12 protein-coding genes are annotated in these 16,253 nt (G+C 37.5%); 4 read left to right on the top strand and 8 right to left on the bottom strand.

Annotated elements, in window-relative coordinates:
• The first annotated feature begins 26 nt into the window (after window positions 1-26).
• Window positions 27-473 (top strand): GNAT family N-acetyltransferase, encoded by a 447-nt coding sequence (locus MR054_RS11775; RefSeq protein ID WP_242083578.1) that lies wholly within the window; start codon window positions 27-29, stop codon window positions 471-473.
• On the opposite strand, the gene MR054_RS11770 is transcribed toward MR054_RS11775, so the two are convergent.
• The 3 genes from MR054_RS11770 to rnpA form a co-directional block, all read right to left on the bottom strand.
• Window positions 460-1,311 (bottom strand): OmpA family protein, encoded by an 852-nt coding sequence (locus MR054_RS11770; RefSeq protein ID WP_242083577.1) that lies wholly within the window; start codon window positions 1,309-1,311, stop codon window positions 460-462. The two genes, MR054_RS11775 and MR054_RS11770, sit on opposite strands and share 14 nt — an antisense overlap.
• 66 nt (window positions 1,312-1,377) lie before the next feature.
• Window positions 1,378-3,015, bottom strand: a complete 1,638-nt coding sequence (locus MR054_RS11765; RefSeq protein WP_242158021.1) for a S41 family peptidase — start codon at window positions 3,013-3,015, stop codon at window positions 1,378-1,380.
• The gene (gene rnpA, locus MR054_RS11760) at window positions 3,012-3,509 is read right to left on the bottom strand and encodes a ribonuclease P protein component (RefSeq protein WP_338081521.1); all 498 of its coding nucleotides are present in this window, start codon (window positions 3,507-3,509) and stop codon (window positions 3,012-3,014) included. The genes MR054_RS11765 and rnpA overlap by 4 nt, the downstream gene beginning before the upstream one ends.
• A 55-nt stretch (window positions 3,510-3,564) precedes the next feature.
• Here rnpA and MR054_RS11755 point away from each other — a divergent pair, with 55 nt between their 5' ends.
• Window positions 3,565-5,415, top strand: coding sequence for a glutamate-cysteine ligase family protein (locus MR054_RS11755; RefSeq protein WP_242158020.1), 1,851 nt, complete (start codon window positions 3,565-3,567; stop codon window positions 5,413-5,415).
• A 6-nt stretch (window positions 5,416-5,421) separates the two neighbouring features.
• Complete coding sequence (locus MR054_RS11750; RefSeq protein WP_242158019.1) at window positions 5,422-6,582, top strand: succinylglutamate desuccinylase/aspartoacylase domain-containing protein; 1,161 nt, start codon at window positions 5,422-5,424, stop codon at window positions 6,580-6,582.
• A gap of 30 nt (window positions 6,583-6,612) precedes the next feature.
• Here MR054_RS11750 and MR054_RS11745 read toward each other — a convergent pair whose 3' ends face one another.
• The 5 genes from MR054_RS11745 to MR054_RS11725 all read right to left on the bottom strand — a co-directional run bounded on the left by MR054_RS11745 (window position 6,613) and on the right by MR054_RS11725 (window position 14,077).
• Window positions 6,613-8,427 (bottom strand): M1 family metallopeptidase, encoded by a 1,815-nt coding sequence (locus MR054_RS11745; RefSeq protein WP_242158018.1) that lies wholly within the window; start codon window positions 8,425-8,427, stop codon window positions 6,613-6,615.
• Window positions 8,424-10,040 carry a S8 family peptidase gene (locus tag MR054_RS11740; RefSeq protein ID WP_242158016.1) on the bottom strand — a complete coding sequence of 539 codons (1,617 nt, stop codon included), beginning with the start codon at window positions 10,038-10,040 and terminating at the stop codon, window positions 8,424-8,426. The genes MR054_RS11745 and MR054_RS11740 overlap by 4 nt, the downstream gene beginning before the upstream one ends.
• 14 nt (window positions 10,041-10,054) lie before the next feature.
• Window positions 10,055-10,915 (bottom strand): MBL fold metallo-hydrolase, encoded by an 861-nt coding sequence (locus MR054_RS11735; RefSeq protein ID WP_242158015.1) that lies wholly within the window; start codon window positions 10,913-10,915, stop codon window positions 10,055-10,057.
• Between the two features lie 112 nt (window positions 10,916-11,027).
• Window positions 11,028-13,232, bottom strand: coding sequence for a SulP family inorganic anion transporter (locus MR054_RS11730; protein ID WP_242158013.1), 2,205 nt, complete (start codon window positions 13,230-13,232; stop codon window positions 11,028-11,030).
• Window positions 13,229-14,077: a universal stress protein gene (locus tag MR054_RS11725; protein WP_242083565.1), complete on the bottom strand. Its 849-nt coding sequence runs from the start codon at window positions 14,075-14,077 to the stop codon at window positions 13,229-13,231. The genes MR054_RS11730 and MR054_RS11725 overlap by 4 nt, the downstream gene beginning before the upstream one ends.
• A 104-nt stretch (window positions 14,078-14,181) precedes the next feature.
• Here MR054_RS11725 and MR054_RS11720 point away from each other — a divergent pair, with 104 nt between their 5' ends.
• Window positions 14,182-16,029: a cation:proton antiporter gene (locus tag MR054_RS11720; protein ID WP_242158012.1), complete on the top strand. Its 1,848-nt coding sequence runs from the start codon at window positions 14,182-14,184 to the stop codon at window positions 16,027-16,029.
• The last annotated feature ends 224 nt before the right edge of the window (window positions 16,030-16,253 follow it).

Genomic DNA, 16,253 nt, shown 5'->3' with positions numbered 1-16,253 from the left:
TAGGATTAGCAATAATATTTTTTTAGATGTTGCACATACAGGTAAAACCCTTTTCAGAACTAAATACACAAGAATTATATGACCTACTCCAATTACGGAGCGAAGTATTTGTCGTTGAGCAGAATTGTGTATATCAAGATCTGGATGGTAAAGATCAAAAGGCATTACATGTCTTAGGGTATAAGAACGACGCGTTAGTCGCGTATACACGTGTATTTAAACCCGGAGCTTATTTTGAGCATGCAAGTATTGGCAGGGTAGTAGTAGCCAGAACCGAACGTCAACACCAATATGGATATGATATCATGAAGGCTTCCATAGATGCTGTTAAGTTTCATTACCATAAAAAGGTAATTAAAATTTCAGCCCAATGTTATTTAAAAAAATTCTACAGTAATTTAGGCTTTAAGCCTATAGGAGAGGAGTATATGGAGGATGGTATTCCACATATAGCCATGATTATATCTTACTAATATGGGTGATTAATATTTCAACACGTCTGTCGTATTTAGGATCACCACCTAATGGAAATTTTCTTCTCATACCCATATAGCGCATGCGTTTTTTATCAACTCCCTTTTTAGCCAGATAATCGTAGACATATTTAGCACGCGCTTCTGATAGATTTCTTTTTTTTGTCTTTCTATCAACAGCATCTCTACTGTATTGTGTACAGCACACATGGCCCTGAATGGTAAAGTATATGTTCTTTCGCTCCACCAATGATTCAGCTATATCTTGCAGTATTTTTTTAGATTCAGGGGTAACCGTGCTATAGCCGGTTTTAAATAAAATATTTTCAAAACGGATTTTATCTCCTACTTTAACCTCACCTTTAATAACCTCGGCAGTTGCTTCTGTTTCTTTTGCGGGCTCTTCAATAACCTCCTCTTTTTCGATAATAGGAGGTTTTGGATTGATAATAATTTCCACTTTTCTATTTAACCCTCGTATTTTAGAGATGTCTTTCTCATTTACAATTTTTAGTAAGATCTCCCCTTTACCATCTACATTGGTTATTAGAGACTCACTTATTTCATGATTTGAAAACACAGCCTTAATGGCTTCAGCACGTTGTTTGGAAAGAATTAAATTATAACTTGGGGCGCCAACATCATCGCAAAATCCAAAAATGGCAATGGATTCTATATCGACATCCGAGAGACTTGAAATAAAGAGCAATAAGCGGTTTTCCTCTGTAGGGATAAGCGTGAATTTGTCTGTCTCAAAATAAACGTCATGCGTTATATTGTGTTGAGCAGAACTTAAACCGCAAGTTGCTATTAATATAAAGGTAAAAAGCCTATTCATGTTTAAAACAAAGGAATAAGTCTGTAAATATACTATTTTTAATCAGTTGTATGAATTTACAAAATATTACCTTAAATAATTAGAATACGTAGAAGGATTTTTTAAAATTTCAGTTGCTTTTTTAATGGGTTCATCGTGAATTTTATAATAGTCATATAACCCTTCTCTGTAAACATATCGTTTCACGATTTCATTAGTCAATAGCTTAAGTAAATAATCCTTGTTTTCATCAAGGACAACCGTTCTTACGGTATTCAATTGCCGGATCAATTGTTGAAATTCTTTTTCGATGTCATCATCCAACTCTTCTTTTTGAGCCGTTTCCAATACCTTGTATAATTTTTTTTCGGTTTCTGTTTCAAATGAAAAGTCATTGGTAATCAAATAGTTCTTGAAATCAGAAAAAACGGAGTCGCCAAGTTCAAAAGTATTTATACTGTCGATGGTATGGTTATAATAATAGTTGGTAGCATAATCAAAAATTAAATTGTCGTTGGTAAGTGAAGTAATGATGGGAGTATTTTTGGAATTCCCTAAATTAACATCTGGAAAAACACCACCACCATCAAAAACTTTACGGCCATTTTTTGTTTTAAATTCGTTATAATTTTCCTGTTTTACCCGTACTGCTTCACCTTTTTCGTTTCTATTCCAATAATCCAAAGATTGTATACAGCGCCCTGAAGGCGTATAGTATCTGGAAATGGTTATTTTTACCTGGGTACCGTAGGTTAATTGTTTAGGGCGTTGTACCAATCCTTTACCAAAACTGCGTGAACCAACGATAACGGCACGATCTAAATCCTGTAAAGAACCAGATACGATTTCACTTGCTGAGGCGCTTCCACCGTCTATTAAAACCACCAAAGGAATACTGGTGTCGACAGGTTGATTTTTAGTGTAATAGGTTCTGTTGTATTTTTTCACTTTAGACTTCGTGGTAACGACCAATTGGCCTTTAGGAACAAAGAGGTTAACAATGTTTACTGCTTCATGCAACAGACCTCCGGGATTACCTCTTAAATCGAGAATAATTTGCTCAGCACCTTGTGCTTTCAGATCCCTTAAGGCATAGCTGGTTTCAACAGAAGCCTTGCTGTTAAATTGACTTAAAACAATATATCCGGTTTTGGTATCCACTAATGAAAAATGGGGTACTGCTTTTAATTCTACCTCAGCTCTATCTATGGAAGTTGTTTGTATTTGCCCCTGTCTTTTATACGTAACAGATATGGAAGTTCCCGGACTACCCTTTAGCAAGTTCCCGGCATCTTCTTCATAGTCGGACACAAGGATATCATCTACCTTGATGATTTCATCACCTGCTTTTAAACCGGCTTTATCCGCAGGATAATCTTTATAAGGCTCTACAATAACCAATTTATGATGATGGGTTCTCACTTTAGCACCAATACCCGTATAATCCCCCGTATTGTTAATTCTAGCTGCCTCAACATCTTGTTCGTTCATGAACCTGGTGTAGGGATCCAAATCCTCTAACATACTCCGTATGGCTGTATCCATTAAATCCCCCGGATTGGTCTCATCGACATAGTTCATGTTAAGTTCCTTGAAAAGGGTTGTAAAAATTTCTAATTGCTTAGCGATTTCAAAAAAATCATTCTTAAAAGCGGTTGTCGTGAAAAAAACAATACATGCCAAAGCAGCTATGATTATTCTTTTTCTTAAAAAAAATGGTTTCATGGTACTCGTTTATGTTCAGAATAGTTCTTCAAAAAATTAGCCATTAATTGCTTCATTTTGGTTTCAATTAAGGAATAGGTAGGTTTATCTTTACCAATGTACAAAATCATTAACGCACATTGTGTTGTGATGTTGTTAAAATAATCGGTTTTATGGAGTCGGTATACCTCCCGTATTAGGCGTTTAATACGGTTTCTATCCACAGCTTTTTTAAAATGACGCTTGCTTACGGAGACCCCAATTTGCATCTGAACATCCATTTTTAATGGTGTTTCTAAATAAACCAATCGGAGCGGAAATGCAGATACGGATTTCCCTTCTAAAAACAATTGTTCTATTAGCGTTTTGCTTTTAAGCTTTTCTTTTTTTGGAAAAGTGTATGCCATAAGTTGTGTTAAGACTACAAAAATACTAATAAGTATTTGATGATATCCCCTGGAATACAATAAACCATCTGCATCATGTGTCATAGGATATCTAATGATAAATGTCATTGTTTAAAGGCTTGATCCACAATAATTTTAATAACTTTAAATAAATTTGGTGATTATGGGATATTTAGATGTTAGTAACCTCTCTAAAAAAAAGGACAGGGCAAATTATATACATCATCTGTTAAACGATATCAGGGCACTCGAGATGATGATAGAACGGAACCTGATTGAAGAAAGTCCTATTAGAATTGGAGCAGAGCAGGAATTTTGCCTGGTAGACGAGCAATACGAACCTACAAGCAGCTCATTGGACGTATTAAAGGATCTCAACGATCCCCATTTTACAACCGAAATAGGCAATTTTATTCTTGAGGTAAATCTTGATCCCATTATCCTTAACGACAGGTGTTTTTCGTCACTTCATAAGCAACTAAAATCGGCCATGCAAAAGGCGAAAACCGTTGCTAAAGCCCATCAATCAAAGATTGTATTGGCCGGTATAATGCCTTCAATTATACTTGAAAACATTAGTTTGGACAAAATGACGCCAATGAAGCGTTATGAAGTGCTTAATGAAGCCATTACCAAAACAAGACGTGAAGACTTTAACATTCATATTAAGGGAGTTGATGAATTAAATTTATTACATGATTCGGTAATGCTTGAAGGTTGTAATACCAGTTTTCAGATGCACCTACAAGTTAATCCCCATAATTTTGTGGATACCTATAATTGGGCACAGGCTATTGCCGGACCTGTGTTAAGCGCCTGTACGAATTCACCAATATTATTTGGAAAAGAACTTTGGAGTGAAACCAGAATTGCATTATTTACACAAAGTATAGATACCAGAACCAATTCTTATGTTCTTAACGAAAATCAATCTCGTGTTAGTTTTGGGATGGATTGGCAAAGGGGTACGATAACGGACATTTTTAAAAACAACATATCCAGGTTTAGAAGTTTTTTAACCACCGCATACATTATGGACAGTGTGGATATGATACATAATGGCGAAATCCCTAAACTTAAGGCCTTGAATTTACATAACGGCACCATTTATCCTTGGAACAGAGTGTGTTATGGGGTTTATAATGATAAACCCCATTTACGGATAGAAAACCGATACATACCTTCAGGACCAACATTGGTAGATGAAATAGCCAATTTGGCATTTTGGGTAGGTGTTATGACGGGTAAACCAAAGAAGTACAATGATATTCATAAAATATGGGATTTTAAGGATGTAAAAAACAATTTTTTTAACGCAGCGCGTTATGGTATGGCCACCCAATTTTATTGGAATGGGAAATACATATCCAGTCATGATTTAATATTAGATGAATTATTGCCTATGGCCTATAAGGGACTTTATAGTGTTGGAATTTCTCCGGAGGATGCCGAATTTTATTTAAAGGTCATTAAGGACAGAGTAAAATCGCATAACGGTTCGGAATGGGGCATCAGGAGCTATAGAAACTTATTAAAAACCTACAAACGGTATGAAGCCATGCAGCTATTAACCTATCACATTTACCAAAAACAACAGAAAGGATATCCTGTTTCAACCTGGGAGGTGTTGAAACCGAATACCTCAAAATTGCCAAAATCAAAACAAACGGTTAAACACATCATGAATACCGATATTTTTTCTGTGGATAAAAAAGATAGCATAGAGTTGGTTTTAAACATTATGAAATGGAAAAATATCCATCATATGCCCGTTACGGATAACACCAAAAAACTTCAAGGCATATTGTCATGGAAGGATGTTGAGGGGTATCTGAATAAAAAGGAAAAGGAAACCATTTATGTGAGCAAGTTAATGCGGAAACATGTTATCGTTACCGACGAGCATTGTTTGATTGAGGATGCAGCAAAAGTTATGACCGACAATAATATTAGTTTATTACCGGTTTTAAGACGAGGCAAGTTAATAGGATTGATAACAACCAACGATTTATAGTTTTTTATGCCTCGTTATAGCAGAATTATTAGACAAATTACAAGCTCTAAAATTGGTCCCACTGTAGTCTTTTTTGGTGGTATTCACGGTAACGAAAAATCTGGTGTCCAGGCTTTGGAAGATACCTTAAAAGGGCTTTCAGACGACATAATAACCGGGAATATTTATGCTTTGGCAGGTAATTTAAAAGCGCTTGAAAAAAATCAACGCTATCTCAATTTGGATTTGAACCGGATGTGGTCATCTGAAGACATTAATGCTATCAAGACCAAAAGCTCCCTCATCCATGAAGAACGGGAATTATTGGAGCTTTATGATCTTATAGACGCTATACTAAAGAAACATGAAGGGCCATTTTATTTTTTTGATTTGCACACCACCTCGAGTAAATCCTTGCCATTTATAACCATAAACGACGCCATTATAAACCGTTCCTTTTCCAAACAATTTCCCGTACCCATAGTATTAGGCATAGAAGAGTATTTGGATGGAGCACTATTAAGCTACATCAATCAATTAGGTTATGTTTCCCTGGGATTTGAATCGGGTCAGCACGATGATATTCAATCCGTAAAAAACCACATAGCCTTTATTAATATAGCTCTGGTATTTACAGGGCTTGTGGACTCATTATATATTAAGGGATTTGACACCTTTTATAATCAATTAAAAAACGAAGGCAAGTACAATACACGGTTTTTTGAAATTATTGACCTGCAACGTATTACCAAAGACGACGAGTTCAAAATGTGTAATGGATTCGATAGCTTTCAAACCATACATAAGGGCGAGAAGATCGCCACCAATAAGAATGGTATTATATCCTCCCGATATAATGCCAAAATCTTTATGCCTCTATACCAACAAAAAGGTTCTGAAGGATTTTTTATCATCAGAAGTATAAATACCTTATTTTTAAAACTGTCTGTTTGGTTACGATTATTGAGAGCAGATAGCTTACTGAGTATGTTACCGGGTATAATTTGGTATAATAAGCAAAAAGGCATTTTAAAGGTTAATTTAAAAGTGGCCAAATATATGGCTAAGCCGATTTTTCACCTACTAGGCTATCGAAACAAACAGGTAGGAAGCACCAATCTTTTACTTTATAATAGAGAGCGCGTGGCTAAGACAAAAATGTACAAGGGCGAAAAATGGTATAGATGAACGTATCATACCTCCTCAGCCATAAGACCATTACTTTTTATTGTTGGTCATATTAACATCTGCCATTAAACCACTAGGGTCTATTTCGACAGACTTTATGGGTTTTGTTGTTTGAAAGGTATAGGTGGGGTAGGCCCATGCCCAATCGGCTAGAACTGTCGCATTGGTGGGTTTTTCGCCACGCATCATTTGTAAAGGAATATAAAAGTCTTCGAAAGTACCATCCGTATAATCTACTGTAATATCAATAGGCATAGGCATTAATCCTAAGCGCTCCAAGGTAACGGTTTGGCCTGCAATATCTTTAATACCATAGTCAATAGTATTTGTGGTTTGTGTAAAATCCATCAGGTACCAGTCAAGCTCCAAACCAGAGACCTTCTCTGCGGTACGAATAATGTCGTTAGGCACGGGATGGGTAAAGGCAAAATCCTTAAAGTACTTTTTAATGGTTTTTTCCTGATGTTCCTGACCTATAATATAAGCCAACTGAGCTAAAAACACATATCCCTTGTAATACGCAGAAATAGAATAGGCCTGTCTGTAATTAAACCTGTCTGCATGAGTGGTCTGGGGTTGTTCCCTACCCGTTTTAACCACATAACGGTAAATATCATAAACGCTTTTTGTTTTATCCCTGAAGCTGTAATTTAAAATATGACTTCCTGCCAACTCACCAAAATATTCCGTAAACCCCTCATCCATCCAATAATGTTTTAACTCATTGGTTGCCAATAAAAACTGAAACCAGGTATGTGCCATTTCGTGGGCGGTAACCCCAAATAATCCGTCAAATGTCCCTTCTCCTAATATTAAGGTACACATGGCATATTCCATACCGCCATCACCGCCCTGAATAACGGAATACTGATCGTAAGGATACTTACCAATATGATTGCTGTAGAACTGCATGAGTTCAACCGCTTTAGGCTGGAGCCTTTTCCAGTTCTCCAAATTTTCTTTGGGCATGGAACTTTTATAAAAAAAGTGTATTAATGGACCATCGGGAACCTGAGCTGTTTCATGAATAAAATTAGGATCTGCCGCCCATGTAAAATCATGAACGTTGGGCGCAACGAAACGCCAGGTTAATGTTTTGCCTTTAGGCCGGTTAACCTTGGCGGTTTCATAGCCATAGCCTATTTCGTTAGGGTTTTGCAGATAACCGGTTCCCCCCACTATATAGTTTTTATCTAAAGTTAAACTCACATCGAAATCACCCCATACCCCATGAAATTCACGTTCTATATAGGGATCGGCATGCCAGCCCTCAAAATCGTATTCCGCTAATTTTGGATACCATTGTGCCATGGATAGCGCCACCCCTTCTTTATTGTTTCTCCCCGAACGCCGAATTTGAACAGGCACTTGGGCTTCAAAACGCATATCAAAAGTGACGCTTTCACCTGGTTGAATGGGTGTATCTAAGTCCACTTCCAATATGGTACCCACCGTTTGATAGTTTAAATCCACACCATTCTGCTTGAGGGAGTTCACCTTTATATACCCAATCTCATTTGGTTTTAGCTTATTAATTCTAGCACCAATTCTCGAGTCCGGATCGGGAGCGTTCAAGGACCGCACATCCATTTCACTTCCCGGTTGAAAGGCGTTAAAATACAGGTGATAATATACGTTATTCAAGACATCGGGAGAATTGTTGGTGTATATGAGTCGTTGTTTGCCGTGATATTGATAGTTTTTGACATCCATATCAATTTCCATTTTGTAGTCGACATGCTGTTGCCAATATGCCGGTTTTATGGCTGTGATGTTTGGGTTTTGACTGTTGGCGCAAAATGCAAATATCAACAGATACATGGAGGAAAGCAAAGGCGTTCTCATAGGGATGCATTAACAATTCTGGAAGCCATAATTAATGCGTTATAGGCATTGACTATTCGTCCTGATTTACTTAATTCTGAAAATGGTTTTATATTACTGGAATCTCCTCCAACTATAACTTTGGTTTTGAGTGGCAACCCGGAATCCATTAAGATTTTCTTTACCTGGGGAGCTGTTAAGGTTGGAAAATAGGAACGGATTAGAGCTGCTATACCCGTAACACCGGGAGCAGCCATTGAGGTTCCATCCTTGGTGTGATATTCGTTTTCGGGTGTAGTGGAATACACACTTGCTCCGGGAGCAAAAACATCAACATTGTTCTTGCCGTAATTTGAAAAGCTGCCCACCATATTAGAACCGTACTTGGGAGTTAAAGCCCCGACTCTGATGTAATTATCCGACACCTCCACACCATTGACATTATCGTCAGGAAAATTAGGCTCTACGTCAACGTTCTTGCTATCGTTACCTGCCGCATGTACAAATAAGACATCGTTTTTACCGGCATAAGCAATAGCCTCTCTTACCCAATCACTATGTGGTGAGTAACTTTTACCAAAGCTTCCATTAATAATTTTAGCCCCATTGTCTACCGCATATCTAATCGCCAAAGCGACATCTTTATCATATTCGTCTCCATTGGGTACTGTTCGTATACACATTAATTTAACATTATTGGCCACACCATTATCTCCTAAACCATTATTGCGTTCGGCGGCAATAATGCCGGCCACATGTGTGCCATGACTTTCACTTTTCTTAACAGGCTTTACATTGCCATTCCCATAATATTTGGTGCTCATATCATCCGGGTCGTCCCCGTTAACGCGGCCTTCAAAATCTTTATTGAGGTTATAGTTGATCCTATCATTTATACTCACCAGACTGTCGGATATTTCTTTAAGAGCATCGGCCATGGTATCCAGACCATTACTAAACATATAGTTGGCTATTTGAGCAGCCATATTTAATGCTTCGTCCTCCGTTTTTATGGCTGCAACTTCCTTTTTGGTATAGTCCTTTTTACCAAAATGTTTGGTTAGGATTTCGTCTGCTGATTTTATTTGCTGGTAAAGTTGGTCATATTGTACTTTTCTTTCCGACCATATTTGATATTCTTTTTCATATTCTGCCTGAGCGGCCGCATAATCGGGATTATCGGTGTCACCGCTAACCAAAATACGGACCATTTCCAGTTGCTCGTTATAGCCATCTCCTAAAAAGTTCCAACCATGAACATCGTCAATATACCCGTTGTTGTCATCGTCTTTACCATTATTTGGGATTTCATCTTCATTGGTCCATATCACATCGTTTAAATCCTCATGATTGATGTCTATTCCCGAATCTATAACCCCCACAATAACCGATTGTCCTTTTTTGTTCTTAATAATTTCGGCATAAGCCTTATCAACGCTCATTCCTGGAACGGTGTCTTTTGCTAAATCCAAATGTCCCCAATGGTGTTTCTCATCTTCCGTTAGTTCAGAAACTTTTAAAGGAGAAGAGTCAATATTTTCTATAGGAGTGGATATCACCAGGGGCGTGCTACCACAAGCAAACAGCAATATTGATACTCCAACAATAGCTGTTAATGATTTTAATTTTTGCATCTGATATAATTATTTTAAATAAATATTTCTGTTGTTTTAAATGTATGCTTTAGGCGCACTCCTTTTTCGGTATGCTCTACGGTAATAATTTCGTTATGGGCATCATGTTCCAAAAACATGTAATACCCCCTCGTAGCCGCCAGGTCAAGGAATTTTTCTTTTTCATTCAATGTTAACAGTGGTCTTGTATCGTAACCCATAATATAGGGCAGGGGCAAATGTCCTACCGTAGGCAGGAGGTCGGCCATAAAGGCAATCGTTTTATCTTTATAGTGTATGAGCGGAATCATTTGTTTTTCGGTATGGCCATCAGCTAAAAAAATATCAAAACCCAATTCGGAATCCGCAATACTATCATTGTGCGGCAAGGGGATAAAATGAAGTTGGCCACATTCTTTCATGGGCCATAAATTTTCTTTTAAGAAAGAGGCCTTTTCCCTTCTATTGGGTTGGGTTGCCCATTGCCAATGGTTTGTATTGGTCCAAAAGCGGGCATTTTTAAATGCCGGCTCATAACCGGTTCTGTCTTTGTTCCACTGGATACTACCCCCGCAATGATCGAAATGAAGGTGCGTCATAAATACATCGGTAATATCGTTTTTATGAAACCCATATTTAGCCAGTGATTTATCTAAACTGTCCTCACCCCATAAATAGTAATATCCAAAAAACTTATCGGATTGCTTGTCGCCCATACCGGTGTCAATAAGTATTAATCGATTGCCGTCTTCAATCAACAGACAACGGGTTGATAAATCGATCATATTATTGGCATCGGCAGGATTGGTTTTTTGCCATAGCGATTTCGGGACAACACCAAACATGGCACCACCGTCGAGTTTAAAATTACCGGCTTGAATGGGGTATAAATTCATAAGTAGCGCAAATTAACAAATATCTATAAAACCGTTAACAGTGTTAAGAATATATTAAGAGTTGATTTGACAAAGTTCATGCCATGAAATTTGTTTACGAGACCAGTTCGGATCAGTACGCTATGGATAACAGGACTTCATTAAGGCGTTTTCCAAAGTCTAATAATGCCTTTATTTCCTTAATGCTTGCCAGGCGTTCCTTTGCAAAAACCAATATACTATTTCCATTGGATTCTATGTGGTAATAGGGGTTGCTTTCAAAAAAACGGATGAGATCATCCTGGAAAAATCGACGAATAGCATCTTCGTTGTCTCCTAACACATAAAAGCGTTTGGAAAAATCGGCATGCGTTTCAAAAGGGATATCCTTAAATCCAGCAAAGGCATACATTTTCTCTAAGAAACCCTCTCTGTCCAATGTAAATTCAGGAATACTCTTTTTTAGGTTAATATGAAGCATGGTAGCGTGTATGACTTCTTTTGCTATAAATTCTCCTTCAGAGAATTCAATATCAAATAAGCTTATAGTCCTGTCTTTATAGGATAATTCATTATAAATGTGACTGATGCTTTTGGTGTTAAAAAATAAAAAATCATTTAAAAAATGTACGTGCTTTTGTTTTTTAAAATTGTAAACCAGGTTGTAATTCTTTGCAAGATCCTCCATATTGGTTTGCCTGCGTGTTAAGCTGTTTTTTATAAGATTTGGAACCGGTAATAAACGCCTAAGTGCAAAGGGGTGTTTCGAATCGGTATCGTGCATATCCAATCCAATGACATCAAAATGACCACCTCTTTTGTGAAACAGTTCCTGAAAGCTATGCATATTTTCCATGACGGTATGGTCCACAAACTCACAAAGTGAAAAATCAACAATGATGTCCTGGTTTTCCGGAACAATATCAAGGTGTTTTTTAAGGCGGTAGTAATTTAAAAAGCTGCAAAAGTGTTTTACACTAACATAATAGGTATTGGTGTTTTCTTCTTTGTACATGAGTACATTGGGTTTTAGTACATTTCTGAAAAACAGGCCTACGCTTTTGCTAATAATTACATGGATGATAAAGGTGGTTAAAACCCCCGCCAATATGCCTGTAATTAGTCCGACCTTTAGGGTTATAATAAGGGTTAAAAAGAAAATAACCAGTTGTTCCTTGCCAATGGAAAAAATTTTTGTAATGACCTTTGGGGAGGCCAGTTTGTAACCAGTGTATACCAAAATAGCCATTAAAGCCGGTAAAGGAATTCGCGTTAATTGTGTACTAAACAGGACAATGAATAAAATTAAAAATACCGAATGAAAAAAATTTGAAGATCTATTTGTAGCGCCATTATTTACGTTAACAGAGCTACGTGCAATGACCGTTACCACATTAAGCCCTCCCATAAACCCACTACCAATAGTGGCCAGACCAAGGGCTTTAAGGTCCCTATTTACATTTGAACGCCGTTTTTCAGGGTCCAATTTATCTACAGCTTTAATGCTCAACAGTGATTCTATACTTGCAATTAAAGTCAAGGCCAGAACACTTCCTAAAAACGACAGGGTGCCTATATTGCCAAAGTTAAGATCGGGAATATCAGAAATGATGTGTTGGAGTGTGGGTATACCTGTAATCATATACTCTCCGGATACAGGATTGTGTTCATGCAGCACGATTTCGAAATAGTAACTAAAACAAATGGATAAAATAACAATCCACATCGGGGCTGGAATGAGCTGTAAATATTTATTTCGGAGCCTTGAATAAAATAACATGATTGCCAAACTAATGGTACCGGCTAAAGCGGCAAAGATGAGCCCTTTATTTTCATAGTGAAGGGCGTCATTAATGGAAAAGGGTATTTCAATGAGGTAATCCAGGGTATCTTCCCTTTTAATACGATGGGCCAACATGATATGAAACTGCTTTCCTAAAATAATGAGCCCTATGGCTGCTAACATACCCTGAATAGCTGACGAGGGAAAAAAATCAGCTAAAGTACCCATCCTAAAAAACCCCAATAAAATCAATAGGAAGCCCGAACAAATAATGGCCACATAGGCCGATTCAAGTCCTAAAGTAGTAATCGCAATTAAAATAACACCTACCAAACCATTTCCGGGACCTGCAATGGTAATATGGCTACCTCCCAAAACAGCCACGACCACACCGCCAATAATGGCTGAAATGATACCTGCTATGGGGGGCGCTTCGCTAGCCATGGCAAGCCCAAGTCCTAATGGTAAAGCTATTAAACTGACCACAAAACCAGAAAATATGTTTTTTGGTAAAGCTTTAAAAAACGATTTAATAGTGCTCTTTTTCGGACTCATTGAAGAATTAGGACATCGGTTGGCAATTCGGTTAAAATATGTTCAATATCGTGCGGAAACAAACGGTCCCAAAAGGTCATTTTGCTCGGTGCATTCATGACCAGCAAATCTGCACGTGAGACTTGCGCATAATGCCCGATGGTATACCCCTGTTTCCCAAATATAGGCTGTGATTTTATGAGTAGGTTTTCGGTATATTGTTTTGGGATGCTTTCAACAATCTCTTTCACCCTGGAGTTTTCTCGGAGCTTAATACGCTCCTTAATAATATTCGCCCGTCTTAAGGATTTGTCATCATCAACTTTAACGGCAATGGCCTTTTGATTGATTTCCTCAACAATGGTCACTTTTTCCGCGTCCAGCATTTTTGCAACATAAAAAGCACAGGTTATGGTGTTTTTGGTTTTTGGATCTTTTAAACCGTTTACTACAATGTGCTTACAAGGCACTCTTTTAATGGAGGGTTTTATGAGCAATAACACAGAGCAATTGGCTCGTCTGGTAATTTTTCTTGCAATAGATCCCACATAATATGTTAAGAACCGTTCCCGTTGAACGGCTCCGAGAATGAGTAAATCTATTTTTTTTGATTCACAGGTCGACAAGATAACCTCTACCGGATCTCCTTGTTTAAAAACAACTTCATAGTTTAAATGGTCTTTTCTAAACGTATTCAAAATGATTTTCAAGGCCTTTATCTTATCCTCTGAAACCTCTCCAACATGTATTAAATATAATTTAGAGCTAAAAAAAATGGACAATCTGGCAGCTTCAAACAAGTTAGCTTTTAAATTAGGTGAGAATGCAACACCAATACCAATGCTTTTAAAGGGCTTCAAAGTCAAAATAAGAGGGTCTTTAATTCCAAAAATTGAAAGATACTATTTTTTAAAAACATAAAATCAACCGATTTGTTTAAATTAGTGTTTTTAAAATTTCAATCTACTCTATGTTAGAACTCGCAGGAATAATTATTTTAGGCATATTGGCTCAATGGTTTGCTTGGAAATTTAAAATTCCTGCTATACTTCCGTTAATTATTATCGGGTTATTGGTAGGTCCTGTTGCTGCAGAATATATTTCAGAAGACGGATCGAAATGGATAGAGCCCATATGGAATGGAGAAAAGGGCCTTTTTCCCGGAGAAGGGTTGTACTATTTTGTTTCTCTGGCGATAAGTATTATTCTTTTTGAAGGCGGATTGACCTTAAAGCGAGCAGAAATCAAAACATTAGGTCCCGTAATCACCAAATTAATCACTTTAGGGTCTGCCGTTACCTTCTTTGGTGGAGGGATTTTAGCACATTTTATTTTCGGACTCAGCTGGCAGATTTCCTTTTTGTTCTCGGCCTTAATAATCGTTACCGGTCCAACGGTAATCACGCCAATTCTTAGAAACATACCGCTTAAAAAGGACATATCGGCCGTGTTAAAGTGGGAGGGCATATTAATTGATCCAATTGGAGCCTTGGTAGCCGTTTTGGTATTTGAGTTTATTAGTGTTGAAGGCGATAGTGGTTTTACAAAAACAGCCTTGATAGAGTTTGGTAAAATTATATTATTCGGAACGACTTTCGGATTTACCTTTGCCCACGCCCTGGCCTTCGCCATTAACAAGAAACTCATACCCCATTATCTGTTAAATGTCGTTTCCCTGTCTACAGTGCTCCTGGTATTTGTTGAATCTGAAATATTTGCTCACGAATCAGGCCTTTTGGCGGTTGTGGTTATGGGTATGGTTTTGGGCAACAGTAAGCTTATAAATATTAAACAATTGCTTTACTTTAAGGAATCATTGAGTATTTTATTAATATCCATACTGTTTATTCTGTTGGCGGCTAATATTAATATAGAAGATTTAATGTTAATATATACAGGCAAAACAGTGACGATTTTCCTGGCGGTAATTTTTATAGTAAGACCCATAGCGGTGTTTTTGAGTACATGGGGGTCACATCTTAAATTTAATGAAAAGCTGTTTATTAGTTGGGTTGGGCCACGAGGTATAGTAGCTGCGGGTATCGCTTCCCTTTTTGGGAGCAAGCTCATTATGCAGGGCGTCGAAGATGCCGAATACATTACCCCCTTGGTTTTTATGATTGTTTTGGGAACGGTGTTACTTAATGCGACAACAGCTCGGTTTTTTGCTAAGCTTATAGGAGTGTTTTTAGTAAAATCGGAAGGCATCCTTATTGTTGGCGCTTCAAAAATTTCGAGATTAATAGGACATTATCTGGAAACCAATGGACGACACGTCGTTTTAATTGACAGTAATGAAAGTAATGTGGAAAAAGCCAATGAAATGGACCTTGAGGCCATTACTGCAGATATTTATTCTGATACTTTATTGGATAATATAGAATTAAATGACATGGGATATTTAATGGCGCTAACAGGTAATTCGGACATTAACAAATATGCCATTAGTAAATTTGGAGACCAGTTTGGTGAAAATGGATCTTTTCGACTGGTGACTCCCCAGGAGATCCTAGATGATAACAATAACCCAAAGGAGGGATTGTTTTCTCATAAGGATGATTATAATTCGCTAATGGAATTAACCAGTAAGTATCCGTCTATTCAGGAAATGGAACTCGAAGATAAGGAACATTACCTTAAACTTATTGAGATTACCAACAAGGATAAAGATATTATACCCCTGTTTATAAAGGATTTGGATGGGGAATTGCATATTATCTCGTCCTATAACCTGGATGTGGAAACTATTGAAAAGGGGTTCCAATTGGTTTATTTAGGGAAACCATTTGATGTGGAGATCGTCCAAAATATGAGTTAAGTGCAACAAAAAACCAATGAGGCCGATTGCTGCTTTTGCAATATGGTTTTATGGTAATCCCGCGCCAATGAGCCCACTTTAGAATAACACAGATGCTTGGGTTTTACAAATACTTCCATGAAAGACCGTCTTGCAAAGACAGGGTCCTTTATGAAGCCAGATGCTTCTTATGACAGGGATGGCTTTTATCTACCACTGAAGCAGACCTGTGTGGGTATGGCAGT

The sequence above is a fragment of the Aestuariivivens sediminis genome, from assembly GCF_022662105.1.
Lineage (GTDB): Bacteria > Bacteroidota > Bacteroidia > Flavobacteriales > Flavobacteriaceae > Aestuariivivens > Aestuariivivens sediminis.
The sequence above is the reverse complement of the archived record's forward strand: the minus strand, read 5'-3'. Positions and strand labels throughout refer to the sequence as shown.